The sequence below is a fragment of the Pseudomonas taiwanensis DSM 21245 genome, from assembly GCF_000425785.1.
GTDB classification, from domain to species: domain Bacteria; phylum Pseudomonadota; class Gammaproteobacteria; order Pseudomonadales; family Pseudomonadaceae; genus Aquipseudomonas; species Aquipseudomonas taiwanensis.
In genome coordinates, this window is the sequence record NZ_KE384452.1 from 247,445 (window position 1) to 274,015 (window position 26,571).

A 26,571-nucleotide genomic window follows, 5' to 3' on the forward strand; every position below is an offset into this window, starting at 1 on the left:
CCAAACTGCGCCGACGAGGCAACTGCCGAAACCATGAATTCGGCAGGGTCTTCATTGATAGTTGTCGGGAACTTTCCAGAAATCAAGTTGCCGCGTACAGAATTTTCATTCGTGTTTCACCGGCTTTTCACTATTCCCATTGCCGCATGCGCAAGCGGCAATGCTTCATGGCGTTGACGATATGTTTTTCCACCATGCTTCGGGAAACGCCCAGCCGCTCGGCGATCTGCTGGTGTGAAAGGCCCTCGAGCTTGCGCAACAGGAAGCTGTCGCGGCAAGGCTTGCTCAATTCGTCCAGGGCCCTTTGCATCAGTGCCAGGCGCTGATCGAGCTGCATTTCCTGGGACGGTGCCTGAATGTGCCAGCGCTCGTCGCTGTCCAGCACGTCCAAGGGTTCGGCCTGGCGCACACGCTGACGCCGATGACGGTCTACCACTAGGTTGAGCGCGGTCCGGTACAGGAAGGCGCGCGGATGCTCGATCTGCTGCGCGTCGGTGCGCTCCAGTACCCGCAGGTAGGCATCGTGGGCAACGTCCTCCGCCGCCTGGCGACTGCCAAGGCGTGCGGAAAGGAAACTCACCAGTTCACGATAGTAATGTTCCACAGCGGCACCTGGCGTCGCCCTGCCCTGCCACAGGTGTGCGGGGACGCGGGAATATGTGATATCAGCGTGCAATCTTACAAATTATAATTATTCTCAGCAACACACAGCGGTACCCCCAACCTGGGTAAATCCCGCATGCTGATCTTCGTCTAACTGGGACCTCCCTGCGCGCCTCGACTGGCTGCGTGTGGCCATCACCCCTGGCTGGAAGTCCGCATGAGACGCTTACCCAACACTCGCCGCCGCATCCTCCTCGGTGGCCTGGGCCTGCTTGGCCTGGGCAGCCTGCTGGCCTGGAAGACCTTGCCATTCGACAACCAGCCGGCCAGCACGGTAACCGTCACCCGCGCCGATATCGAAAGCAGCGTCACCGCCCTGGGCACCCTGCAACCTCGTCGCTACGTCGATGTCGGCGCCCAGGCCTCGGGGCAGATCCGTCGCCTGCATGTCGAAGCGGGCGACCAGGTTCACCAGGGCCAGTTGCTGGTCGAGATCGACCCGTCAACCCAGCAGGCCAGGCTCGACGCCGGCCGCTACTCGATCGAGAACCTCAAGGCCCAGTTGGCCGAGCAGCGCGCCCAGTACCGCTTGGCCCAGCAACAGCTCAAACGCCAGCGCGACCTGGCCGCTGCTGGTGCCACCCGCGAGGAAGACGTGCAGGCTGCCGATGCCCAGCTCAAGGTCACCCAGGCCCGCATCGACATGTACCAGGCGCAGATCCTTCAGGCCCAGGCCAGCCTGCGCAGCGACCAGGCCGAACTTGGCTACACGCGCATCTACGCGCCCATGGACGGCACCGTGGTTGCCGTGGACGCCCGCGAGGGCCAGACCCTGAATGCCCAGCAACAGACGCCCCTGATCCTGCGCATCGCCAAGCTGTCGCCGATGACCGTCTGGGCCCAGGTCTCCGAGGCCGATATCGGCAAGGTCAAGCCCGGCATGAGCGCTTACTTCACCACCTTGGCCGGTGGCAAGCGCCGCTGGACCAGCACCGTGCGCCAGATACTGCCGATTCCGCCCAAGCCGCTGGAGCAGTCCAGCCAGGGCGGCGGCAGCCCGACCAGCGCCACCTCCGGCACGACCGGCAGCCAAGTCGTGCAGTACACCGTGCTGCTGGACGTGGACAACCCTGACGGGGCACTGATGGCCGAGATGACCACCCAGGTGTTCTTCGTCGCCGGCCAGGCCAGCCAGGTACTGACCGCACCGCTGGCGGCGCTGGACGACAGCGATGGTGACGGCCTGCGCATGGCCCAGGTACTCACCCGCGACGGCAAGGTCGAGCAGCGCCAAGTGCGCACCGGCCTGAGCGACCGGCTGCGGGTACAGATCCTCGACGGTGTCCGCGAAGGCGAACGCCTGCTCATCGGCGCCCCTGCCGCCAGCGGAGGTTGAATGTTCGCCCCCCTGATCGAGCTTCGCGACATCCGCAAAGTCTACGGCGGCCTCGACACACCCAAGGTCGAAGTCCTGCGCGGTATCAGCCTGCGCGTGCACCCTGGCGAATTTGTCGCCATCGTCGGCGCGTCAGGGTCTGGCAAATCGACCCTGATGAACATCCTCGGCTGCCTCGACCGCCCCAGTTCCGGCTGCTATCGCTTCGCCGGCAAGGACGTGGCCGAGCTGGACACCGACGAGCTGGCCTGGCTGCGACGCGAGGCCTTCGGTTTCGTGTTCCAGGGCTACCACCTGATTCCTTCGGGCTCGGCCCAGGAAAACGTCGAAATGCCAGCCATCTATGCCGGCTTACCGGCCAGCGAGCGCCACGCCCGCGCCGCCGCCCTGCTCGAACGCCTGGGCCTGGCCAGCCGCACGGGCAACCGCCCGCACCAGTTGTCCGGCGGTCAGCAACAGCGCGTTTCCATCGCCCGCGCGCTGATGAACGGCGGCCACATCATCCTCGCCGACGAACCCACTGGAGCCCTCGACAGCCACAGCGGCGCCGAAGTCATGGCCCTGCTCGACGAACTGGCCAGCCAGGGGCATGTGATCATCCTTATCACCCACGACCGCGAGGTGGCGGCACGCGCACACCGGGTGATCGAGATTCGCGACGGCTTGGTGATCAGCGATTCGGCCGACGACCAGCCACCGGTCAATCCGCACCGAGGCCTGCAGGCCGAAGACCTGCGCGAACGCCTGGATCGCGGCGCCACTGAGCGTGGCGCCTGGAAGGGCGAGCTGGTCGAAGCCTTGCAGGCAGCCTGGCGGGTCATGTGGATCAATCGCTTTCGCACTGCCCTGACCCTGCTCGGCATCGTCATCGGCGTCGCCTCGGTGGTGGTCATGCTGGCTGTGGGCGAAGGCAGCAAACGCCAGGTCATGGCACAGATGGCCGCCTTCGGCTCGAACATCCTCTACCTCAACGGTCGCCACGCCACCCTGCGTGAGCCCGCCGGCGTGGTGACCCTGGACGATGTTGCGGCGATTGCCGAACTGCCCCAGGTGACGCGGATCATGCCGGTGATCGGGGACGACGTGATGGTGCGCCACGGCAACAACAACCAGAAATTCTACGTCGGCGGCAACAATATCGAGTTCCCCTACATCCTCAATTGGCCGGTGGTCCAGGGCAGCTTCTTCAGCGACAGCGACGAACGCACTGGCGCCGCCGTCGCGGTGATCGGCCAGAAGGTACGCGACACGCTGCTCGAACCTGGCAGCGACCCGATCGGCCAGTACCTGCTGCTCGGCAACGTACCGTTCCAGATCGTCGGCGTGCTGGCCGGAAAAGGCGCCAGCTCCGGCGACCAGAACAGCGACGAACGCATCGTCGTGCCCTACTCGGCAGCGTCCATTCGCCTGTTCGGTACCCAGGACCCGGAATACGTGATCATCGCCGCCCGAGATTCGGCACGAGTGGCCGAGACCGAAGCAGCCATCGATCACCTGATGCGCCAGCGTCACCAAGGCAAGCAAGACTTCGAGCTGACCAACGACGCCGCACTGATCCAGGCCGAAGCCCGCACCCAGAACAGCCTGTCGCTGATGCTGGGGGCGATCGCCGCGATCTCCCTGCTGGTCGGCGGCATCGGGGTGATGAACATCATGCTGATGACCGTGCGCGAACGCACCCGCGAGATCGGTATTCGCATGGCCACCGGCGCCCGCCAGCGCGACATCCTGCGCCAGTTCCTCAGTGAGGCGGTGATGCTGTCGATGGTCGGCGGCCTGACCGGCATCGCACTGGCCTTGGGCATCGGCGCAGGCCTGATGCTTGCCGGGGTCGCCGTGGCCTTCGCCCTACCCGCCATCCTCGGCGCCTTCGCCTGCGCCGTAGTCACCGGCATCGTGTTCGGCTTCATGCCGGCCCGCAAGGCGGCGCGTCTCGATCCGGTCAAAGCCCTTACCAGCGAATAACCCATGACATTGCCAAGCCGCATCAGCCTGCTGACCCTGAGCCTTTGCCTCGCCGCCTGCAGCACACCGCCACCGCCCGAAAGCGGCATCGCACCACCGGATAACTGGCAAGGAGAGACCGGTGCTGCCGGGCTCACCCTGCCACAGACGAAGTGGTGGAAAGCCTTCGCCAGCCCCGAACTGGACCGTCTGGTTGAACGTGCGCGGCGCAACAGCTACGACCTGGCGGCTGCCACCGCACGTGTACGCCAGGCCCAGGCCCGCGCCGTGATCGCCGGCGCGCCACTGCTGCCGGCGTTGAACTTCGGGTTTGAAGGCAGCCGACAGCACCTGCTGCGGGGCGACGGCAGCGACCAGCTCGATGTCAGCAGCAGCGAACGCACCAGCACCTCGTTTGGCACCACGCTCAGCGCGACCTACGAGATCGACTTCTGGGGCGGCCTGCGCGCCGCACGCGACAGCGGCCTGCATGGCCTGGACGCCAGCCGCTTCGACCGCCAGACTGTGGAACTGACCCTGGTCAGTGCCGTTGCCGATAGCTACCTGCAAGGGCTGGCACTGGATGAGCAACTGCGCATCGCCCGCCTGAACCTGCGCAATGCGCGGGATGTGCTGGGCCTGGTCGAGGTGCGGCAGCGCTCTGGCTCGGCCACGCGCCTTGAGTTGGCGCAACAACGTAGCCTGGTGGCCGCCCAGGAGCGCCAACTGCCGCTGCTTGAGCAACGCCAGCAGGACAACCGCGTCACGCTGGCCACCCTGCTCGGCGACCCCGTGCAACATTTGCCCGGCAGCGACGAGCGCATCGACACGGTGCAGTGGCCGGCAATTGGCAGCGGTATGCCCAGCGACCTGCTGACCCGCCGGCCAGACATCGCAGCCGCCGAAGCGCGCCTGGCGGCCGCCAGCGCCAATGTGCAGGTCGCACGGGCCGCCCTGCTACCAAAGCTGACCCTCGGCGCCGAGTTCGGTTCGGGGGCCCGCACCCTGCCCCAGGTCTTCGACAGCCCGTACTACACGCTGACCTCCGGCCTGGTCGCGCCGATCTTCAACAACGGCCGACTGCGGGCCTCGCGTGAATTGGCCGAGGCAGAGCAAGAGGAGTTGCTCGAGGCCTATCGCAGCAGCATCCTGGCCGGCTTCGCCGACGTCGAGAAAGCGCTCAACGCCATCCATGGCGTCGACCGGCAACGGCAATGGCAGGATGAGCAAGTGCAACAGGCCCGCCTGGCCTTCGACCTCGCCCAGCAACGTTACGGTGCCGGAGCCGAAACGCTGCTGACGGTGTTGGAAACCCAGCGCACGCTGTACGAGGCACAGGATCAGCAGGCGCAGTTGCGCTTGGCGCGATTGCAAGCGAGCGTGGCCCTGTACAAGGCACTGGGTGGCGGCTGGCACGTGAAAACAGCCCAGTGAGTACACACGGGGCTGCTGTGCAGCCCTTTCGCGACGCCTGGCCGCTCCCACGAATAGTTCGATGCCACGAAGGTTGGAGATCAATCCAACCCATGGCGCACTCAGGCCAGCAATCCCTTCAATGAAAGATGCCGCGCATACCACGGCCGTTTCGGCACCTGGCGCATGAACCCGGCCAACTTGCCTTCGTCCTCGCCAAAGATGATGCGCAATGCCAGCTTCATGGTCTCGACATCCATCTCCACCGACCTGCCCGGCCTTACCCCAGGCACTGTACTGCAGCCATGGGTATCCGGCCCCAGCCAGGGGTCAGCCACCTCCACCCAGCGCCCCGGCGCAAACCACGGCACGCCGTTGACCTGCATCCGGCTGACTTCGCCCGGGTGAAAACGCTCATGGGCGGCGAACCAGTCCTCCACGCGATCGTCGATCCAACCATGAAACCGCCAGAACACCGGGTGCACATGGGACGAGAACGGGTCGCCCAAAAAGTCGTTTTCCGCTGCATACCAACGCGGCGCAAAGTCATCCAGCTCGCGGGCCAGCGGCACCGGCGCGCCGTTGGAGGGGTCGCGCGGCACCGACGCCCAGCGCATGTGCAGCCAGTCGTGCAGGCCCAGCTCCATCTCCGAGCCCAATTGCCCCAAGGTCATCCGCGACAAGTAACGCGGGTCGCGATACCGAGACTCCCATACCGCGAAGTTGCCATGGAACGTCTCGGCACGCTTGATGCCGTTGACCCACTCGCTGAACGCATCGTCCCCCGGCGCCAGCCAGGTCGGCGGCACCGAGCAGCCGTCGAGGTTATCGAAGTAACGGGCAAAACCCAGGCGGTCGCGTTCAAGCTCCGGCTGCGGCAACGGAAAGCTCGACCACGACGGCAGCGGCTGCAGCGCACGGGCCGCAGCGAGCATGTGCCGGTGCATGAAGAAAAAGTCCTCGCCCGAGCCGTTGCGGTCCTTGAGTTTGCCGCGCGCATCACGCTCGCGCTCACGAGGGCCAGGTTGCCACCCCAGGCCGCGCAGGGCATTGCGCTTTTCCTCCGAGAGGTTGTGCCACTTGTCACGCGAGGCATGCCACAACTGGTGGAACAGTCGGTGCTCGGGGGAAATCAGCCAGTCCAGCAAGGCCGGCTCAAGGCCAATGGTCTGGCGCGCTTCGGGGAAGCGCTGGCCAATGGCGACGAAGCGGTTGTCCTGCAACGGCAGCGCCAGGGACCGGTCAAGCGCGGCAATCTGCCCACTCAGGGTCTCGCTGCCGGCATTGCCGAACTCGCCCCACACCTGATCCAGGGTGATCGCCATTTCATAACCTCGATGGCTCGCATCCGTTGGCATCAGGCGCCAGTAAAGGCGATTGGAATCGGACTCGGCCAGGTCACCGATCAACTGGTAACGCGGCGCCTTTTCGCTGCGCAGCCGTTGTGCCGTGTCAAGGCAACCGCGCACGCCACGTCCTCGCGCGGCAACGTCGATGAACAGTTCAAGCTGCTGAGCCGGCAGACCCGCAAGCCCGGCATCGGCCCCTTCGAAGCGGATAGCCCAGATACCGCGCAGGCGGTTGCCCAGGCGTTGGCCGGCGGTGTCGGCAAGCTCCACGCTGGCCTCCCCCGGGGTGACCGGAAACTCATCCCTGGTCAGCTCGCGGTGCGCATAGTGGACCGCCGGCAGGGCCGCGCCCGCCAGGGCCACACCGGTCATGAAACCTCGTCGAGAAATCGTCATTACCCTACCTGTGTCCGCCATGAAGCAGGCGCTGTCCCAGCAAGGACGTATGCTCCCCGGCGAAATTTAGCCAGGTCGTCGCTGCCCCTCGCTAAATTTCCTCCCGCCACGCTCGTCCCTCCCAGACAGCCCAAGCCCCGGCATTCGCGGACCTGAAACGAGATGGCAATGACACAACCTCGCTGGAAGAAAACCTTGTACATCGGTGTGCCCCTGGCCCTGCTGCTCGGTGCCGGTGGCTACCTGGCCTGGAACCAATGGCTGAACCCCGCCCCGCACTACCCGCGCGAGGTGATCAAGCAGGCCGACGAGCTGCAGGATCGGCTGATCTCCTTCGACAGCCACATCACCCTGCCGCTGGACTTCGGTACCCATGGCCAGGAGGCGGACAAGGATGGCGACGGCCAGTTCGACCTGGCCAAGGCCGCCAAAGGACGATTGTCCGGCGCCGCCTTGACCCTCTTCGGCTGGCCGGAAATCTGGAACGGCCCCGATGCACCGCACCGGCCGACCGCAGGGTTTGTCGAGGAGGCCCGTAATCAGCAGGAGGTGCGCTACAAGATCATCTCCGGCCTGGTGCGCGACTTCCCCAACCAGGTCGGTATCGCCTATACCCCCGACGATTTCCGCCGCCTGCACGGCGAAGGCAAGTTCGCCATCTTCATCAGCATGCTCAACGCCTACCCGTTGGGCAACGACTTGAACCTGCTGGACAAGTGGGCCGCACGGGGTATGCGCATGTTCGGCTTCAGCTACATCGGCAACAACGACTGGGCCGACTCCTCGCGCCCGCTGCCGTTCTTCAACGACTCACCCGACGCCCTGGGTGGTCTCTCACCCATCGGCAAGCAGGCCGTGCAACGGCTCAATGACCTGGGGGTGATCATCGATGTCTCGCAGATGTCCACCCAGGCCTTGGAACAAGTCAGCGCCCTGAGCCGCGCGCCCATCGTCGCCTCGCACTCTGCGCCACGGGCGATGGTCGATATCCCACGCAACCTCAGCGACCGCGAGATGCAACTGATCAAGAACAGCGGCGGCGTGGTGCAGATCGTCGGCTTCTCCGGCTACCTGCGCCCGCTCACGCAAAAGACCCAGGACAAGCTCAACGCCCTGCGCGCCAAGTTCGACCTGCCACCGCTGCCCAACCTGGCCATGGCCCTGATGCCCGGCGACCCGATCATCGCCGCCTGGCCCGAGCAGCGTTTCGGCAGCTACGCCAGCCAGCTGTACGCCATTCTCGACGAAGAACCCAAGGCCAGCCTCAAGGACCTGGGCGATGCCATCGACTACGCCGTGCGCAAGATCGGTATCGACCACGTCGGCATCGCCTCGGACTTCAACGAAGGGGGTGGCGTGCGAGGTTGGGAGGATGTGAGCCAGGTGCGCAACGTCACCGCCGAACTGATCCAGCGTGGCTATAGCGAAGCCGATATCGCCAAGCTGTGGGGCGGCAATTTCCTGCGTGTCTGGGCCCAGGTTGAAAAGGCCGCCAGCCCTTCTCTTTCCTCTACCCGGTAAGCGCAACCATGAGCGACCGCCGTACTTTTCTCAAACAGGCCAGCCTGCTCGCCGTTGCCCTGCCCTTTGGCGGCGGCCTCGGCCAAGCCCTGGCCAATCCAGCAAAACCATCGACCCAGGGTAACCAATGGACGCAGTTGCGTCAGCTGTTCAACCAGGACCCGGACTACCTGCATCTTTCGAACTTCCTGATCACCTCGCACCCTAAACCGGTGCAGGACGCCATCGATCGCTACCGCGCCAGCGTCGATCGCAACCCAGGCCTGGTCATGGACTGGGACCGCCAGGAACCCTGGCAGCACGAGGCCCGGGTTCGCGCGTGGGCGGGCAAGTACCTGCAGGCACGCCCCGGCCAGATCGCCCTGACCGGCAGCACCACCGAAGGCCTGGCGATTATCTACGGTGGCCTGCACGTGCGCCCGGACCAGGAGATCCTGACCACCGTCCACGAGCATTCCGCCGCCGAGGCGGTGCTTGACTTTCGCACCCAGCGTCAAGGTACCCAAGTGCGCCGAATCCGCCTGTTCAAGGACCCGGCCAAGGTCAGCACCGACGAGATCGTCGGCAACATCGACCGCGCCATTCGCTCCAACACACGGGTGCTGGGCATGACCTGGGTACAGTCGGGTAGCGGCGTGAAGCTACCCCTGGCGGAAATCGGCGCGGTGGTCGACCGGCACAACCGCGACCGCGCCGAGGTCGATCGCATCCTCTATGTGGTCGACGGCGTGCATGGTTTTGGCGTGGAAGACCTGAGCTTCCCGCAGATGAACTGCGACTACTTCATCGCCGGCACCCACAAGTGGATGTTCGGCCCGCGTGGTACCGGCATCGTCTGTGCGCGCAGCGAACAACTCAAGGACATCACGCCGCTGATCCCGACCTTTTCCCAGGACACCGATTTCGCCACCAGCCTCACCCCTGGGGGTTACCACGCCTTCGAGCACCGCTGGGCATTGGACGAGGCGTTCAAGCTGCACTTGCAACTGGGCAAGGCCGAGGTCCAGGGCCGTATTCACCAGCTCAACAGCTACCTCAAGCAGCGCCTTGGCGAACACCGCCAGGTCGAACTGGTCACCCCGATGGCTGCGCAACATAGCGCAGGCTTCACCTTTTTCCGAGTCAAGGACCGCGACAGCGACAAGGTCGCCGCCGCCTTGCTGCGGCAGAAGGCGATCGTCGATGCGGTGTACCGCGACGTCGGCCCGGTCATCCGCACCGCACCCGGCCTGCTCAACGACGAAGCGCAGATCGACCGTTTCATGACACTGCTCAGCGCCCAGCTGTGACGCCCGAATTCCCTTCGCACGAGACGACTCATGAACCCTGAACCCCACGTACGCCACCGCCGCACCCTACCGGTCCTCGCGCCGCTGGCACTGCTCGCCCTGCTCACCGCCAGCGCCTGGGCTCAGGCGGGCACGCCCAAGCCCGGTACTGTCTTCAAGGACTGCGAGAAAGACTGCCCGGAGATGGTGGTCCTGCCCACCGGCTCGTTCATGATGGGCACCCCCGATGACGAAGTCGGACGCCAGGCCGATGAAGGCCCGCTGCACAAGGTCACCTTCACCAAGCCCTTCGCTATCAGCCGCTTCCCCATTACCTTCGCCGAGTGGGACGCCTTCATCCAGGCCACCGGCTACATGATGCCCAGCGGTGACGAACGCCCTGGCCGCCTGTGTCAGGCCGGCACCGCCACCCAGGGTGGCCGCCCCACCTATGGCGGCAACTACCCGGTGACCAGCCGCCACCCTGCCGTGTGCATGAACCTCAAGGAAGCCCAGGACTACGTCGCCTGGCTGTCGAACAAGACCGGTAAGCCCTACCGCCTGCCCAGCGAGTCGGTCCGCGAGTACGCCGCCCGTGCTGGCAGCACCGGCCCGTTCCCCTTCCCCTTCGACGAAGGCAAGGAGTACAGCATCGCCAAGCACGCCAATACCTACGGGCCGGCCGACGGCTACAGCTACACCGCGCCGGTCGGTAGCTTCCCGGCCAACGCCTTTGGCGTGTACGACATGCACGGCAACATCTATGAGTGGACCGCCGACTGCAAGCACGACAACTATGTTGGCGCGCCGAGCGATGGCAGCCCATGGCAAGAGAAAGACTGCAGGTTCCAGAGCATTCGCGGCAACGACTATGGCGAGGCCCCGGTGTTCTCTCGCTCCGGTAATCGCAACGACCTCTACCCCAACGAACGCGGCGATTGGATCGGCTTTCGTGTAGTACGCGATCTCTGAACGACAAAGGGGCGCAAGGCGCCCCCCCAGAGGCGCGCTAAATTCCCCTGCCCACCAGTCGTCCTACAGGGAGCCCACAGCCATTTTCCAAAGCGGAACCCTGCCCCATGACTCAGCCTCCCCGCGGCGCCCTCAGCGAACTGTTCGCCCTGCTCAGACCCTTCTGGCCCATCGTTGCCCTCTCCATCGTCCTGGGGATGGTCGGTGGCCTTAGCGTCACCGCGCTGCTCGCCAGCATCAACAACGCCCTGCATAGCGGCGGCAACATCACCAGCACCGCCATCGCAGCCTTCGCCGGCCTGTGCCTGCTGGCCCTGACCTGTTCGATCAGCGCCGACATCGGCACCAACTACGTCGGCCAGAACATCATCGCCAAGCTGCGCAAGACGCTGGGCGAGAAAACCCTCGCCGCCCCCATCGAGCAGATCGAGCGCTACCGCAGCCATCGCCTGATCCCTGTGCTGACCCACGATGTCGACACCATCAGCGACTTCGCCTTCGCCTTCGCCCCGCTGGCCATCTCGATGACCGTGACGCTCGGTTGCCTGGGCTACCTGGCCATGCTGTCCTGGCCAATGTTCCTGTTGATGGTGGTGGCCATCGCCATCGGCAGCGCCGCCCAGTTCGTCGCCCAGGCCAGCGGCGGTCGTGGCTTCGCCACCGCCCGTGAAGCCGAGGACACCCTGCAGAAGAACTACAGCGCCATCGCCGAAGGCGCCAAGGAACTGCGCATCCACCGTCCTCGCCGCAACCGCATGTTCAGCCAGGGCGTGCAGGCCACCGCCGACTTCATCTGCAAGACCCAGATCAAAGCCATCAACACCTTCGTGGTAGCCAAGACCTTCGGCTCGATGCTGTTCTTCGTGGTCATCGGCATGGCTTTGGTGCTGCAGTCGCTGTGGCCCAGCGACGATAAGACTGTGATGAGCGGCTTCGTGCTGGTGCTGCTGTACATGAAAGGCCCGCTGGAACACCTGATCGGCACCTTGCCCATCGTCAGCCGCGCCAAGGTCGCCTTCGCCCGCGTCGCCCAGCTGTCCGAGCAGTTCTCCTCGCCCGAGCCGCACCTGCTGCTCGACGCCAAGGCCAGCAAGCCCGAGCCGGTGCACAGCCTGGAACTGTTCAACGTAGGCTACGCCTTCCCGCCGGTCGAAGGCAGCGAGCCGTTCCGCCTGGGTCCGGTCAACCTGCGCATCGAGCAAGGCGACATCGTTTTCATCGTCGGCGAGAACGGCTGCGGCAAGACGACCCTGATCAAACTGCTACTGGGCCTATACGCCCCGCACCAGGGCGAGATCCGCCTCAACGGCAAGGCCATAGACCCGAGCAACCGCGACGAATACCGCCAGCTGTTCACCACCATCTTCGCCGACTACTACCTGTTCGACGACGTGGTCGAAGGCGACCTGCACATCCCCGACGACGCCAACCGCTACCTGCAACGCCTGGAGATCGGCCACAAGGTCAGCGTGCGCGACGGCAGCTTCACCACCACCGACCTGTCGACCGGCCAGCGCAAGCGCCTGGCCCTGATCAATGCCTGGCTAGAAGAGCGCCCGGTACTGGTGTTCGACGAGTGGGCGGCAGACCAGGACCCGACCTTCCGCCGCATTTTTTACACCGAGTTGCTGCCCGACCTGAAACGGCTGGGCAAGACCATCATCGTCATCTCTCACGACGACCGCTACTTCGATGTAGCGGACCAGTTGGTGAGGATGCACAGCGGCAAAGTGAGCTCATCCCCCGTACCGGCCTGAGACGACAAGAAAAAACAGCGACAGGTTCTTTCCGGAATTTGTCGCTGAATGCGTCTTCTTATCAACAACCAAAAAATCTGCCGTTCACTTACATGAGCATTTGAAATGTCGCCCGTCCACAAACCCTTCAGCCTCGCCAGCCTCGTCATGCGCTGCACCCTGCGCTTCAAGCCTCTGCCTCGCTTCGGCCTGCTCCTTGCACTGCCCATTGCCGCCCAGGTCCAGGCCCAGGAAGCCAGCTTCGACATCCCGGCCCAGTCACTGGCCAGCGCCTTGCAAACATTCGGTCGCCAGGCCGACATGCAGATCCTGTTCAACCCCGATGACGTCAGCGGACTCACCAGCCAGGCGGTGAAACAACGCGCAGAACCGGCCCGCGCCCTGGCCCTGTTGCTGGGCGGCACCGGCATGACCTTCACCCTGCAAGGCAACCCGCAGGTGATCCTGCTGCGCAAGGGCAACAGCGCTGACCTGGAACTGGCACCGACCAACATCAGTGGCGCGTCCCTGGGCGAGACCACCGAGGGCACCCACGCCTACGCTACCGGCCGCTCCAGCACCGCCACCAAGCTGCCGATGTCCCTGCGTGAAACGCCGCAGTCCGTGACCGTCGTCACCCGCCAGCGCATGGACGACCAGAACATGCTGAACCTCGACGACGTGATGAAGAACGCCACTGGCATCACCATCGTCAAGAACGGCGGCGAGCGTTCGATCTACCAGGCTCGCGGGCAGTCGGTGGACAACCTGCAGATCGATGGCGTACCGACCAACATCGGCAACGCCTACTCGATGGATGCCCAATCCAAGCCAAACACCGACATCTACGACCGCGTGGAGATCGTGCGCGGCGCCACTGGCCTGATGGAAGGCGCGGGCAACCCCTCGGCCTCCATCAACCTGATCCGCAAGCGCCCGACTGCCGAGCGTCAGGCCCTGATCGAAACCTCGGTCGGTTCCTGGGACAACTACAAGACCATGGTCGATGTGTCCTCGCCACTGAACGAAGCCGGTACCCTGCGTGGCCGCTCGGTGATCTCGTACAACAATGCCAACAGCTACTTGGACACCGCCCAGAAGGAAAACCAGCTGTTCTACGGCATCCTGGAGGCTGACCTGGACGAGTCGACCGTGGCCACCTTCGGCTTCACCTACCAGAAAGAACGCAACTCCGGTTACGACTGGTCGGGCCTGCCGACCAAGGAGAACGGCGAGTTCTACCCAATCTCCCGCTCCACCTCGCTGACCGGCGACTGGAACCACCTGGACAAGCGCAACACCACCCTGTTCGCCGATGTCCAGCACACCTTCGACAACGGCTGGAAAGGCGTGATCGCCGTCAACCAGATGTGGGCCAAGTCGGACTTCCTGGGCAACTACACCTTCCCTGGCGGTGGCACCGACCTGTATACCCTCAACCCTCGCCTGTTTCGTTACGACGACACCCAGACCAGCATCGACGGCTACTTCACCGGTCCGTTCCAGCTGCTTGGTCGCCAGCATGACCTGATCGTCGGCGGTAACTGGAACAAGGACGACTTCGACTACCATGGTGGACGCGATGCCACCTACCGCTACATCGTCGACATGAACAACCTCGGTGCGTTCGACCCGCCAAAGCCGGAAAACCTCAACGTCAACCAGTGGAAGTACAACCGTACCCAGGAACAGAAAGGTATTTATGTCGCCAGCCGCTTCAGCCTGACCGACACCACGAAGTTCATTCTCGGCAGCCGCCTGAGCTGGTACAGCTTCGACACCTTGACCGACACCAATGGCATCCGCGAAGACAGTGACCATGGCCACTTCTCCAAAAGTGGCGAAGTCACGCCATACGCAGGCCTGATTCAGGAGCTGAACGAAAACTGGTCGGCTTACGCCAGCTATACCGAAATCTTCAAGCCGCAAGACAATCAGGCTGCCGACGGCAGCATGCTCAAGCCGATGACTGGCAGCAACTACGAGATCGGCCTGAAGGGCGAATTCTTCGACAAGCGCCTGCAGACTTCCATCGCAATCTTCCAGGCTGACCAGACCGGCCGTGCCGAACTGGTCGCTGAAACCATTTGCCCCGACGGCTGCTACCGCGCCTCCGACAAGGTCCGCAACAAGGGTATCGAGCTTGAGCTCAACGGCGAGATCCTGCCGGACTGGAACCTGTCCGCGGGCTACACCTACACCCAGTCCAAGTACATCGGCGGCGAGCAGAAGGGCGAAGACTTCAACACCGCCTCGCCACGTCACCTGTTCAAGCTGGCCACCGACTACCGCCTGCCAGGCGCGCTCAACCACCTGCGTGTGGGCGGCAGCTTCTATGCGCAGAGCAAGATGACCCAGACCGAGGTCGGCGAGACCTACAAGATCCAGCAGGACGCCTACCACCTGACCAACTTGCACGCGATCTACGAGATCAACAAGAACCTCGAAGTCCAGTACAACCTGGATAACGTATTCGACAAGAAGTACTACCAGACCCTCGGTAACCCGAACTACTGGAACTTCTACGGCGAACCGCGCAACTTCAACCTGGCACTGCGCGCCAAGTTCTGATCAACGCTTGAACCCTTCGGGGCCGCCCTGCGGCCCATCGCAGGCTTGGCCAGCGATGGGCTGCAAAGCAGCCCTCTTGAACCTTAACCGACATGCATCAACCGCCGCTGCAACGCCTCGGCGATCACCTCCAGCGCCTCCTGCGCTTCGTCCACCAATGCATCCATGCGCATGAAGTCATGGGTCATGCCTTCGTACACCCGCTCCTGCACCTCGACTCCCGCTGCGCGCAGGTGCGCGGCATAGGCGCGGCCTTCATCGAACAGCGGGTCGCATTCGGCGAGCAACAGCAACGCCGGCACGCGCAGCCGCTCAGGTGCTTCCAGTAGCGGCGAGAAGCGTGGGTCGAAGCGGTCGTCGGCGCTGCGCTGGTACTGCTGGTAGAACCACTCCAACGTGTCGGCCTCCAGCAAGTGGCCAGTGGCGTAGCGTTGAACCGAAGCGTGCCAGCGGCTGGCATCGGTGACCGGGTAGATCATCACCTGCAGGCATGGCGCCACCGGCGCGTGATTGGCCACCACCGCCGCCAGGCTGCCTCCGACACTGTCACCGGCGATGGCCAGGCGCTCCCCGTCGATGCCGATACTGGCGCCCTGGTCCAGCAACCAGTGCCAGGCATCCAATGCGTCGTGCACCGCGGTTGGAAAACGCCACTGCGGCGCCAGCCGGTAGGCCACCGACAGCACCACGCACCCGGACAGCGCTGCCAGGATGCGGCACAGGGCATCGTGGGAGTCCAGGCTGCCGACCACGTAGCCACCACCATGGAAATACAACACTCCAGGCTGCAGGCGCTCACGGTCGATGCCGTGGGCACTGTACAACCGCGCGTGCAGCGGTGTGCCGTCGCGGGCGGGAATCTGCAACGCCTCGATGTGCTCAAGGTCGTCGCCGCCCGTACTCATCAACAATGACGATTGGTCGAACGCTTCGCGGGCTTGTTCAGGGCTGGCAGCGTGCATCGCCAACGTCTTGCCTTCGGCGCGGCCGGCTTCGACCAGCTGCAGGTAGGCAGCGATATCAGGGTTCAGGGACATGGGAATGCTCCAGGCCGGTCGGCGCAAGGCACGACCGGCGGTTGAGAGGAAAAAGGAAAGGGTCAGCAGAGCGTAACGGGCAAGGTCAGGGTATCCAGGGCATCTTCGAGCGCCGTGAGCAAGGCTGCCTCACGGGGGATCTCGAAATGCCCGCACGGCAGCACGTCACCGGCCAACGGCTGACCGATCTGCTGCGCCAGGGCCTGACGCTCGGCATCGCGACCCGGCACCCACCAGCTGACGGGTTCTACCCCCACTTCGCGGCAGCGCGGCAACTGCACCGACAACTGCTTGAGCTTGCGGGCCACCACGAACACATTGGCCAGCTCGTCACTGCCCAACGCCGCATAGGCCGACCGGGCCGCCTCACTGCCGTCGCGCTGGACGACCATCTGCGCCATCAGCCGGCGAATGGTCTCCGGGCTTTCTGGCCCGTCCGCGGCCGGTACCGTGACACCTGGCAGCATCACCCCGGCGAAGGACTGCAAGTCCTCCAGCCAGTCGTCGTGCTCGCCGTGGCGGGCAGACGGCACGAAGCTGTCGAGCAAGCCGACGAAGGCCACCTGCTGGCCCTGCGCTTGAAGCTCGGCCGCCATCAACAACGCCAGGGTCCCACCCAGCGACCAACCGGCCAAGTGATAAGGCCCCTGGGGCTGGGCCTGACGCAGGTAAGTGACGTAGTCCCGCGCCATGCTCTCCAGCGAGTCGTCCTGCCACTGCGCATCGAGCAGCATGCGGTTGCTGATGGCGACCAGCGTGCGTTTGCCATTCAGGCGCCGGGCCAGCGGCTCGTAGTCGAACACAGTGCCGAATCCTGCGTGCACGCAGAACAACGGCGGCACCTGCTCGACAGCACTGTTGAGGGTCAGCAGCGGCGACGCCGAGGCACTGTCGCCTGCCCCCGTCAGCTGGCCGATGGTCGGCTTCTGCACCAGGTCGCGCAGCTTCAGGTTCAACCCCAGCGCTTTCAGGCGCCGCGCCTTGGCGATCACCTGCAAACTCAGGATCGAATCACCGCCCAGGTCATAGAAGTTGTCCGTCAGGCCGACTCGCTCGACTTTCAGCACGGCTTGCCAGATCTCGGCCAGGGCCGTTTGCAGTTCAGTCCGTGGCGCGACGAAGTCATCACCCTGGCGCACGGATTCAGGTGCTGGCAGCGCCTTGCGGTCGACCTTGCCGTTGGGGGTCAGTGGCAAGCGCTCGAGCACCACCCATTGGGCAGGCACCATGTAGTCCGGCAGGCTGCGCTGCAGTTGCGCCCGCACTGTCTCGCCCAGGCCCGTTGCCTGACCGCTGCCCGCCACCACGTAGGCGACCAGTTGCTTGCCGCTTCCCCCCTCGCGGGCCACCACCACGGCATCGGCCACGGTCGGCACCTGGCGCAGGCACGCCTCGATCTCGCCCAGCTCGATGCGGAAACCGCGAATCTTCACCTGGTTGTCGATACGGCCCAGGTAGTCGTAGACGCCGTCGGCGCGCTGGCGCACCAGGTCGCCGGTGCGATACAGACGGTCGCCGGGGCCACCGAACGGGTCGGCGACGAAACGCTCGGCGCTTTGTCCGGCACGGTCCAGGTAACCACGGGCCAGGCCCTCGCCGCCCAGGTAAAGTTCACCGGCAGCGCCGACCGGCAATGGGTTAAGGTCCTGGTCGAGCACATACCCGACCCGCGCCCCGACGCAGCGCCCGATCGGCGCATAGGCCGCGTCGCACGCCTGGCCTTCGGCCGCCTTCCACAGCAGTGGCGTCACCACCGTTTCGGTCGGGCCATAGCCGTTGATGATGTAGCGCGGCTGCAAAGCGCGGCGCGCCTGGTCGTAACTGGACTGCGGCACGGCGTCGCCACCGAAGCAGTAGACCCGCACCGCCGGCGGGTGACCGGCCTGCTCAGCATGATCTGCCAGCTGTTGCAGGTAGGCCGGTGGGAACGCAGCCACGGTGACCCCGTGGCGTTGCATCGCCTGGTAGGTCTGCTCCGGCGTCCACAGCGCGTCGTCGCGCAACAACAGGCTGCCGCCATGGGTCAGGGTAGTCAGCCATCGCTCATGGGCACCGTCGAAGGCAAACGACATGAAGTGCAGCTCGCAGTCCTGCGGGCTCATCTCGTACAGCTCGCCGATGGCCCGGCAATGCATGGCCAGCGGGCCATGGCTGACCGCCACGCCTTTGGGCTTGCCGGTAGAGCCGGAGGTATAGATCACATAGGCCAGGCTATGGGCGTGCAGTTCGACCTGCGGCGCCGTGTGCGGCTGTGCGTCCAGTGCCAGGGTATCGAGGCTCAGCACCTGCAGCGTCGCGGGCACCGGCAAACGCGGCAGCAAAGACGACTCGCTCAGCAGCAAGGCGATGCCCGAGTCGTGGATCAGGTACTCCAGGCGCTCACGCGGATAGCTGGCATCCAGCGGCACATACGCCGCGCCAGCCTTGAGCACCGCCAGCAAGGCGATCACCTGCCCGGCGTTGCGCGGCATCGCCACGCCTACGCGGATCTCGGAGCCAACGCCACGGGCAATCAGCGCATGGGCCAGGGCATTGGCACGGCGGTCGAGCTCGGTGAAGTTCAGTACCTGCTCGCCAACTCGCAACGCCGGCTGCTGTCCCTGGCTCAGGGCCAACTGGGCGATACGCTGGTGCACAGGCACGAAGGCCGGCTCGTCCGACGGCGCTGGCATGCGGGTCGCAGCGAGCTGGTCCGTGCCTTCGGGCAGGCCGATCTCGCCAAGCAAGCGATCGGCGTCGCTGGCCAGCCGTGTCAGCAAGCCCTGCATGTTGGCCCGGATCGACGCCACTGCCGCCTCGCTGAAGTGCTCGCGCATGTACATGTATTCGATCACCAGGCCTTCTTCGAGGGTGACCATCAGGTCCATCGGGAAGTTGGTGACACCCGCGCTTTGCAGGTCGCCGAAACGCAGCGATTCGCCGCTCCCTTCGCGCAGGGTGCGATCCACCGGCTGGTTCTCGAACACGATGATGCTGTCGAACAACGACTGGCCCCCACGGCCCGACCAGCGCTGGATGTCGCTCAGCGGTGTGTATTCGAACTCGCGCATCTCCAGGTTGTAGTCCTGCAACGCGCGCAGCCACTGGCCGACCGACTGGCCTGGCGCAATTTCCTGGATCACCGGCAAGGTGTTGATGAACAGGCCAAGGATACGCTCGCTGTGTGCCAGGCTCGCCGGACGACCGGCCATGGTGGCACCGAAGGCCACGGTGCGCTGCCCGCTGTAGCGGCTGAGCAGCAACAGCCAGGCGCCCTGCACCAGGGTGTTGAGGGTGACCTGCTGGGCCTTGGCGAACGCCTTGAGCCGCTCGGTGGCGGGGGCATCCAGGCGGGTGTACAGCGCATGATGGCCCTGCCCTGCTGGTTGCACCGGGAAGCCGTTGACCAGGTAGGTCGGCTCGTCCAGTCGCGCCAACTGATGGCGCCAGAAGCCTTCGGCAGCGTCGGCGTCCTGGGCGCGCAGCCAGGCGATGTAGTTGCCATAGGCGACCACCGGCTCGAGCGACTTCCCAGCGTAGTGGGCCAGCACCTCGCCCATCAGCTGCGAAGTGCTCCAGCCGTCGATGAGGATGTGGTGATAGGTCCAGATCAACTGATGGCTGTCCTCGCCAGTGCGCACCAGTACCAGGCGCTGCAACGGCGGTGACTCGAGGGCGAAGCCACGCTTGCGCTCGGCCTCGGCCAGCGCCTGGACCCGCGTCTCGATGTCGTATTCGCTGCGCCAGTCGTAGCGGGTCAACGGTACCGGCAGCTCGGCCATGACGAACTGTAGCGGCGCTTCCAGGTCCTGCCACAGGAAGCCCGTGCGCAGCACCGCGTGACGCTGGCTGACGGCGGCCCAGGCGGCGGCGAATCGCTCGGCATCCAGACCCTGCACAGGGATGCTCAATTGATTGACGTACAGGTCAGCTTCTGGGGTGTTCAGGCCTAGGAACAGCATGCCCTTCTGCATCGGCGACAGGCTGTAGAGTGCCTCGACTCGCCCATGCTCGATCGGCAACGCCGCCACCTGCGCCTCGCTCAGGTCATGCAGCACCAACGCCGGGGCTTGCGTGTCCGCCAGCGGGTCACGGCAGTCGCAGCACAGCGCCAGTTTCTCGATGGTCTGCTGCTGGAACAGGTCCTTGGCGCTGAAGGCAAGACCCGCCTGACGCGCGCGGCTGACCAACTGGATGGAGATGATCGAGTCGCCGCCCAGGGCAAAGAAATTGTCGGTGACACCGACGTGCTCCAGCCCCAATACGTCCTGCCAGATCTGCACCAGGCTGGCTTCCAGAGCGTTGCGCGGCGCCACCTGGGCAGCAGCGCCTGCGCTGGAATCCGGGCGCGGCAAAGCCTTGCGGTCGAGCTTGCCATTGGGGCTGAGCGGCATGCGCGCCAGCACCAAGGTCTGGGTCGGCACCATGTAGTCCGGCAGGTCACGCGCCAACGCCTGGCTAAGCGTCTCGTGCAACTCCAGCTGTGCCTGCACATCGTTCAGCAGGTTAGCGTCGCTGGGCACCAGGTAGGTGACCAGACGCTTGCTGCCATTGAGGTCGACGGCGAGTACCACGGCCTCGCGAACCTGCGGTTGCTCCAGCAGTCGCGATTCGATCTCGCCCAGTTCGATGCGCAAACCGCGCATTTTCACCTGGTGATCGCTGCGGCCCAGATACTCGATGACCCCATCAGCGCGCTGACGGCACAGGTCGCCCGTGCGATAAAGGCGTGCACCGGACACGAACGGGCTGGCCACGAAACGCTCGGCGGTCAGGGACGGGCGGCGGTGGTAGCCACGGGCAAGCCCAGTACCGGCCAGGTACAGCTCGCCAGTCACACCAACCGGCACCGGTGCCAGTTCACCGTCGAGCACATAGGTGGCCAGGTTGGCGATGGGCTGGCCGATGGGCACGGTGTCGGCACCTTCGTCGCGGCAGGTCCAGTGAGTGACGTCGATGGCCGCCTCGGTCGGACCATAGAGGTTGTACAACCCCACCTGAGGCAGGCGCTCGAATACCCGCTGCTGGGCATCGACCTGCAACGCTTCGCCACTGCACATGATCTGTCGCAGGCTGGCGCAGCCGGACAACTCAGGATGCTGCATGAAGGCCTGGAGCATGGAGGGGACGAAGTGCAAGGTGGTGACCTGCTGCGCCTCGATCAGTGCTACCAGGCGCGCGGGATCACGATGATCGCCAGGCGCCGCCATTACCAGGCGCGCGCCGGTCATCAGCGGCCAGAAGAATTCCCACACCGACACGTCGAAGCTGAACGGGGTCTTTTGCAACACGCAGTCCTGGGCCGTCAGTGGGTAGGCTTGCTGCATCCAGTACAGCCGGTTGCCCAGGCCACGGTGGGGGTTACCGGCGCCTTTTGGCTTGCCGGTGGAGCCGGAGGTGTAGATCACATAGGCAAGGTTCTCAGGGCTTAGCACGACTTGGGGGTCGCCGAGCTCGACGCCTTCGTGCAGCTCGGCACACCCTTCCAGCGTCAGCACGCGCAACGCATCGCCAACCGGCAGGGTGGCGAGCAGATGAGCCTGGGTCAGCAGCAGCTCAATGCCGCTGTCCTCGATCATGTAGGCCAGGCGGTGCTGCGGGTACTCGGGGTCGAGCGGCACGTAGGCGCCGCCGGCCTTGAGGATGGCCAGCAGGGCGATGACCATTTCCAGGCTGCGTTCGGCAGCCACGCCGACCAGCACGTCAGGGCCAACGCCGCTGGCGGTAAGGTCCAAGGCCAGCCGGTTGGCACATTGGTTGAGTGCGTGGTAGCTCAGGCTGTGCGCTCCACTGACCACGGCGATCGCCTCGGGCTGCACCTGGGCTTGACGCTCGAACAGCCGGTGCACGGCGAATTCCTCGGGGTAACGCACCTCAGTGGCGTTCCACTGACGGATGACACGCTCGTGCTCATCGGCGTCCAGCACCTGGAATTCGCCCACGGCCCGCCCGGGGTTGCCAGTCATCTGCGAGAGCAGGCGCGCCATTTGACCAAGCAAGCGCTCGACGCTGGCTTCACCGACACAGGCGCGGTCGTAGTTGATGTTGAGCGACAGGGTGTGGCCCAGGTTCACTGCCAGGGTCAGTGGGTAGTTGGTCTGTTCATGAACGTCCACCTCGCCGAATACCAGGCTTTGCGGCGCCCCTTCCTGCAAGGCTTGCGCCACCGGGTAGTTCTCGAACACCAACAGGTTGTCGAACAGCGACTGTCCTTCCAGGCCGGCCCAGCGCTGCACGTCGAACAGCGCGGTGTGCTCATGCTCACGCAGGGCCAGGTTGTCGTCCTGCAGCGCCTGCAGCCAGGCGCTCAGGGGCATGTCCGGGCGAATCGGGGCAATCACCGGCAGGGTGTTGATGAACAGGCCGATCTGGTGTTCGACGCCCTTGAGCTCTGCCGGGCGGCCCGCCACGGTGGCCCCGAAGACCACGGTGTCGAGGCCAGTGTAGCGCTGCAACAGCAGCAACCAGGCAGCTTGCACCAGGGTGTTGAGGGTCACCCGCTGCTGGCGGGCAAAGTCGGCCAGTTGCTGGGTGCTCGCCAAGTCCAGCAGGCGGGCGCAGTGACCCTGGCCACTCAGCCCAGGCAACTTGCCCCCGGCCATGGCCGGCACCAGCCGGGTTGGCTCGCCTAGGTGGCGCAGTCGCCCCTCCCAGAACGCCTTGCCACGCTCCGCGTCACGCTGCTGCAGCCAGGCGATGTAATCGCGGAAACGCCCCGGCTGATGCTGCGCGGGCTGGCCGGAATAGTCCTGCAGCACCTCGCCCAGCAATTGCGAGTTGCTCCAGCCGTCCATCAGCACGTGGTGGTTGGTGTAGATCACCTGGTAGCTGTCCTCGCCGGTGCGTACCAGCACCAGGCGCAGCAAAGGTGCCTGGGCGACGTCAAAACCGCGTTCACGCTCGCTGGCCAGCAATGCGGCCAGGCGCGCTGGCTGGTCGGCCTCCTGGCGCCAGTCGTGCTCGGCGAATGGCAGTTGCAGGTGCTTGCGCACCACCTGTACCGGCTGCTCGAACAGCCCACCCCAGACAAAGCCCGTGCGCAGAATGTCGTGACGATCGAGCATCGCCTGCCAGGCCTGGACGAAACGCTGCGGATCGAGCCCGCGCACTTCCAGGCACAGTTGATTGATGTAGTGCCCGTCGCCTTGTTCATAAAGGCTGTGGAACAGCATGCCCTGTTGCATCGGCGACAGCGGGTAGATGTCCTCGATCTGCCCGGCCTCCAGGCCCAGGCTGTCCAGCTGCGCCTGGCTCAGGCGGGCCAACGGGAAGTCCGATGGCGTCACGCCCTGGCTACCGGCCTGGCAGCAGTGCTCGACCACCCGCCGCAAGGCCGCGCCATAGGCATCGGCCAGCGCCTGCATGTCCTGCCGTTCGAAGCGCTCACCGCTGAAACACCAGTTAAGGCTCAACTCACCGTCATAGACACGACCATTGACGGTCAGCCAATTGCCCAGCGGCGCCGATGGACTTTGCTCTTCGCCCGCCGACTCAGGCGCTGGAGTGAACAGTGCGCCCTGCTCGGCATCGAAACTGCCGTCGAACTGGCCGAGGTAGTTGAACGTCACCCGCGGCACCGGCAGCGCCTCGATGGCCTGACGCACCTCAGCGTCGGCAAGGTAACGCAGGACGCCAAAGCCCAGCCCCTTGTCGGGCGCGGCGCGCAGTTGCTCCTTGATGCGTTTGATCGAGCTGCCCATGTCGGCGGCCGGGGTCAAGTGCACCGGGAACACACTGGTGAACCAGCCCACGGTGCGGGTCAGGTCGATATCGTCGGCCAGTCCCTCACGACCATGGCCCTCGAGCTGGATCAACGCCGAGGCGTCCCCGCTCCAGTCGCACAGCACCTGAGCCAGGGCGGTCAGCAGCAAGTCGTTGACCTGGGTCCGGTAGGCCGCCGGGGCACGTTGCAGCAGTTGGCGGGTGAGCGGCTTGTCGAGCACGGTATGCACGCTCACCGCGTGGCGTTTTTCCTGACTGGCCGCCGGGTTGCGGCACGGCAGGCCTTCAGGGGCGCCCTGCAGGCGCTGTTGCCAGCCTTCGAGCTCCTGCAGCAACCGTGGGCTGCGGGCATGCGCTTGAAGCTGGGCGGCCCAGGCCTGGTATGCACTGGTCTTGGCCGGCAGGCGCACCGCCTGGCCTTGGACGAGCTGCTGATAGGCGCTTTGCAAATCCTCGAACAGGATACGCCAGGACACCCCATCGACCACCAGGTGATGCACGGCCAACAGCAGTCGCTGACTGCCATCGGGCAACGTCGCCAGCACTGCTCGCACCAGCTCGCTGCTGGCCAGGTCGAGGCTGGCCTGGGCCTGGTTGGCCACGGCGTCGAGCGCTTCCAGCGACTCCGGGCTGACCTGCCACAGCAGTTGCGGGCGCGGGCCCGTCTCGCCATGGCTGGCACTCCACACCCCGTCCCGCTCGACAAAACGCAGGCGCAGGGCATCATGGTGGTCGAGCAGCGCGTCCAACGCCCGGCCCAACGCTACAGCGTCAAGCGGCTGGCGAGGTTGCAGCAGCACGGCCTGGTTCCAGTGGTGACGTTCGGCCATCGGCTCGGCGAAGAACGCCTGCTGTACCGGCAGTAGCGTGAGCGGGCCGGTCACTGGCCCTTGGTCGACCCGGGCACTGCCGTCATCGACCAGAGCCACCGTCGCCAGGCCTTCCACGGTCTGGTGCAGGAACAGGTCCTTGGGCGTGAAGCGAATGCCGATTTGCCGCGCCCGGCTCACCACCTGGATGGAGATGATCGAGTCGCCGCCCAGCTCGAAGAAGTTGTCGCTCAAGCCGACCCGTTCAAGCTTGAGCACCGACTGCCAGATCTCGGCGATGCGCCGCTCAAGCTCGGAGCGCGGCGCCACATAGCTGTGTTGCAACATGCTGGCGTCCGGCTTGGGCAAGGCCTTGCGGTCGAGCTTGCCGTTGGGCGTGACCGGGAAGTGATCAAGGAACAGTATGTGGGCCGGCACCATGTAGTCGGGCAGCAGCGCCTTGAGCTGGCTGCGCAGGCGCTCGGCCAATCCTTCGCGAGCGGTGCCAGGCTGGACGATCGCATAGCCGACCAACTGCTTGCCGGTATTGCCGTCCTGGGCCGCGACCACGGCGTCGGCAACTTCGGCCAAGCCTTGCAGACGCGCCTCGACTTCACCCAACTCGATGCGGAAACCACGGATCTTGACCTGGTTGTCGATCCGGCCGAGGTAGTCGAACACGCCATCCTGGCGCTGGCAGACCAGGTCGCCAGTACGATACAGGCGCCCGCCCTGCCCATCGAACGGGTCGGGTACGAAGCGCTCGGCGGTCAGCGAAGGCCGGTCCAGGTAACCACGGGCCAGCCCTTCCCCGCCCAGGTACAGTTCGCCCTTGGCACCGGGCGGCAGCAGGTTCAGTTCAAGGTTGAGAATGCAGGTGCGCCGGTGGCCAATGCGCGTACCGATCGGCGCATACGCCGCCGCACACACATCGTCGGCGGCAGCCTTCCAGATCAGCGGCGTGACCACGGTTTCGGTGGGGCCGTAACCATTGATGATGTACCGCGGGCGCAGCACCCGCTTGACCAGTTCGAAACTCGCCTGCGGTACTGCATCGCCACCAAAGCAGTAGACCCGCACCGCCGGCGGGTTGCCTTCGCGCTCGGCATGTTCGGCCAACTGCTGCAGGTACACCGGAGGGAACGCTGCCACGGTCACGCCATGTTGGTGCATCTGCCGGTAGGTCTGTTCAGGGGTCCACAGGCTGTCGTCACGCACCAGCAGGCGCGCGCCGTGGGTCAGGGCGGTCAGCCAGCGCTCCTGGGCACCGTCGAAGGCGAACGACATGAACAGCAGCTCGCAATCGTCGGCACCCATCTCGTAGCGCTCACCGATGGCGCGACAGTGCATGGCCAGTGGGCCGTGGCTGACCGCCACGCCTTTGGGCTGGCCGGTGGAACCGGAGGTGTAGATCACATAGGCGAGGTTGCGCGGGTCGACGTCGACCTCGGGTGCCAGGGATGGCATGGCGCTCAGGTCGAGGCAGTCGAGCAGCAGCACGGCGGCCTGCTCGGGCACCGGCAGTCGCGCTTGCAGGCGGCTATCGGTGAGCAGCAGGCCAATGCCGGCGTCGCCCATCAGATAGGCCAGGCGCTCGCGGGGGTACTGGGTATCCAGTGGCACGTAGGCGGCACCGGCCTTGAACACCGCCAGCAGCGCCACGATCATCTGTTCACTGCGCGGCAAGGCTACCGCCACCCGGGTTTCAGGACCGACGCCCCGGGCGATCAGCGCATGTGCCAGGCGGTTGGCCTGTTGATCGAGCTGGGCGAACGAAAGGGTCCGCCCGCCAAACACCACGGCAGGCGCATCCGGGCTCAGCCGCGCGTGTTCGGCGATGCGCTGGTGCACCAGC

The 26,571-nt window shown here is 65.1% G+C and carries 12 protein-coding genes and 1 pseudogene; 8 read left to right on the forward strand and 5 right to left on the reverse strand.

Going from position 1 to position 26,571, the window contains the following annotated elements:
* Positions 1–130: 130 nt before the first annotated feature.
* A complete protein-coding gene (locus H620_RS0124580; RefSeq protein WP_023381373.1) occupies positions 131–604 on the reverse strand; it encodes a sigma-70 family RNA polymerase sigma factor in 474 nt (157 codons plus the stop codon).
* 216 nt (positions 605–820) lie between these two features.
* Here H620_RS0124580 and H620_RS0124585 point away from each other — a divergent pair, with 216 nt between their 5' ends.
* Genes H620_RS0124585 through H620_RS0124595 form a run of 3 tightly spaced genes read left to right on the forward strand, consistent with a single transcriptional unit; the run spans position 821 to position 5,377 of the window.
* Complete coding sequence (locus H620_RS0124585) at positions 821–1,999, forward strand: efflux RND transporter periplasmic adaptor subunit (protein WP_023381374.1); 1,179 nt, start codon at positions 821–823, stop codon at positions 1,997–1,999.
* Positions 2,000–3,964: a MacB family efflux pump subunit gene (locus tag H620_RS0124590; protein WP_027908206.1), complete on the forward strand. Its 1,965-nt coding sequence runs from the start codon at positions 2,000–2,002 to the stop codon at positions 3,962–3,964.
* 3 nt (positions 3,965–3,967) lie between these two features.
* Entirely contained in the window at positions 3,968–5,377 is a 1,410-nt protein-coding gene (locus tag H620_RS0124595; protein ID WP_027908207.1) for an efflux transporter outer membrane subunit, read from the forward strand.
* A gap of 101 nt (positions 5,378–5,478) precedes the next feature.
* On the opposite strand, the gene pvdP is transcribed toward H620_RS0124595, so the two are convergent.
* Complete coding sequence (pvdP, locus tag H620_RS0124600; RefSeq protein WP_027908208.1) at positions 5,479–7,101, reverse strand: pyoverdine maturation tyrosinase PvdP; 1,623 nt, start codon at positions 7,099–7,101, stop codon at positions 5,479–5,481.
* Between the two features lie 168 nt (positions 7,102–7,269).
* Here pvdP and pvdM point away from each other — a divergent pair, with 168 nt between their 5' ends.
* The 5 genes from pvdM to H620_RS0124625 all read left to right on the forward strand — a co-directional run bounded on the left by pvdM (position 7,270) and on the right by H620_RS0124625 (position 15,169).
* Positions 7,270–8,622, forward strand: coding sequence for a pyoverdine-tailoring dipeptidase-like protein PvdM (gene pvdM, locus H620_RS0124605; RefSeq protein ID WP_023381378.1), 1,353 nt, complete (start codon positions 7,270–7,272; stop codon positions 8,620–8,622).
* Between the two features lie 8 nt (positions 8,623–8,630).
* The gene (pvdN, locus tag H620_RS0124610; RefSeq protein ID WP_023381379.1) at positions 8,631–9,911 is read left to right on the forward strand and encodes a pyoverdine-tailoring periplasmic protein PvdN; all 1,281 of its coding nucleotides are present in this window, start codon (positions 8,631–8,633) and stop codon (positions 9,909–9,911) included.
* Positions 9,912–9,941: 30 nt separating this feature from the next.
* Positions 9,942–10,862 carry a formylglycine-generating enzyme family protein gene (locus H620_RS0124615; RefSeq protein WP_023381380.1) on the forward strand — a complete coding sequence of 307 codons (921 nt, stop codon included), beginning with the start codon at positions 9,942–9,944 and terminating at the stop codon, positions 10,860–10,862.
* A 107-nt stretch (positions 10,863–10,969) separates the two neighbouring features.
* Positions 10,970–12,619: a cyclic peptide export ABC transporter gene (locus tag H620_RS0124620; protein WP_023381381.1), complete on the forward strand. Its 1,650-nt coding sequence runs from the start codon at positions 10,970–10,972 to the stop codon at positions 12,617–12,619.
* A 105-nt stretch (positions 12,620–12,724) separates the two neighbouring features.
* Positions 12,725–15,169, forward strand: coding sequence for a TonB-dependent siderophore receptor (locus H620_RS0124625; protein ID WP_244880984.1), 2,445 nt, complete (start codon positions 12,725–12,727; stop codon positions 15,167–15,169).
* Between the two features lie 83 nt (positions 15,170–15,252).
* Here the strand turns inward: H620_RS0124625 and H620_RS0124630 are convergent, their stop codons facing one another.
* From H620_RS0124630 to H620_RS27950, 3 genes and pseudogenes are all read right to left on the reverse strand, one after another.
* Complete coding sequence (locus tag H620_RS0124630) at positions 15,253–16,206, reverse strand: alpha/beta hydrolase (protein ID WP_027908210.1); 954 nt, start codon at positions 16,204–16,206, stop codon at positions 15,253–15,255.
* A gap of 62 nt (positions 16,207–16,268) precedes the next feature.
* The gene (locus H620_RS26145; RefSeq protein WP_483314018.1) at positions 16,269–24,854 is read right to left on the reverse strand and encodes an amino acid adenylation domain-containing protein; all 8,586 of its coding nucleotides are present in this window, start codon (positions 24,852–24,854) and stop codon (positions 16,269–16,271) included.
* Positions 24,849–26,567, reverse strand: a pseudogene (locus tag H620_RS27950) (amino acid adenylation domain-containing protein); the annotation flags it as partial. The pseudogene H620_RS27950 and the gene H620_RS26145, both read right to left, overlap by 6 nt.
* Positions 26,568–26,571 lie beyond the last annotated feature (4 nt).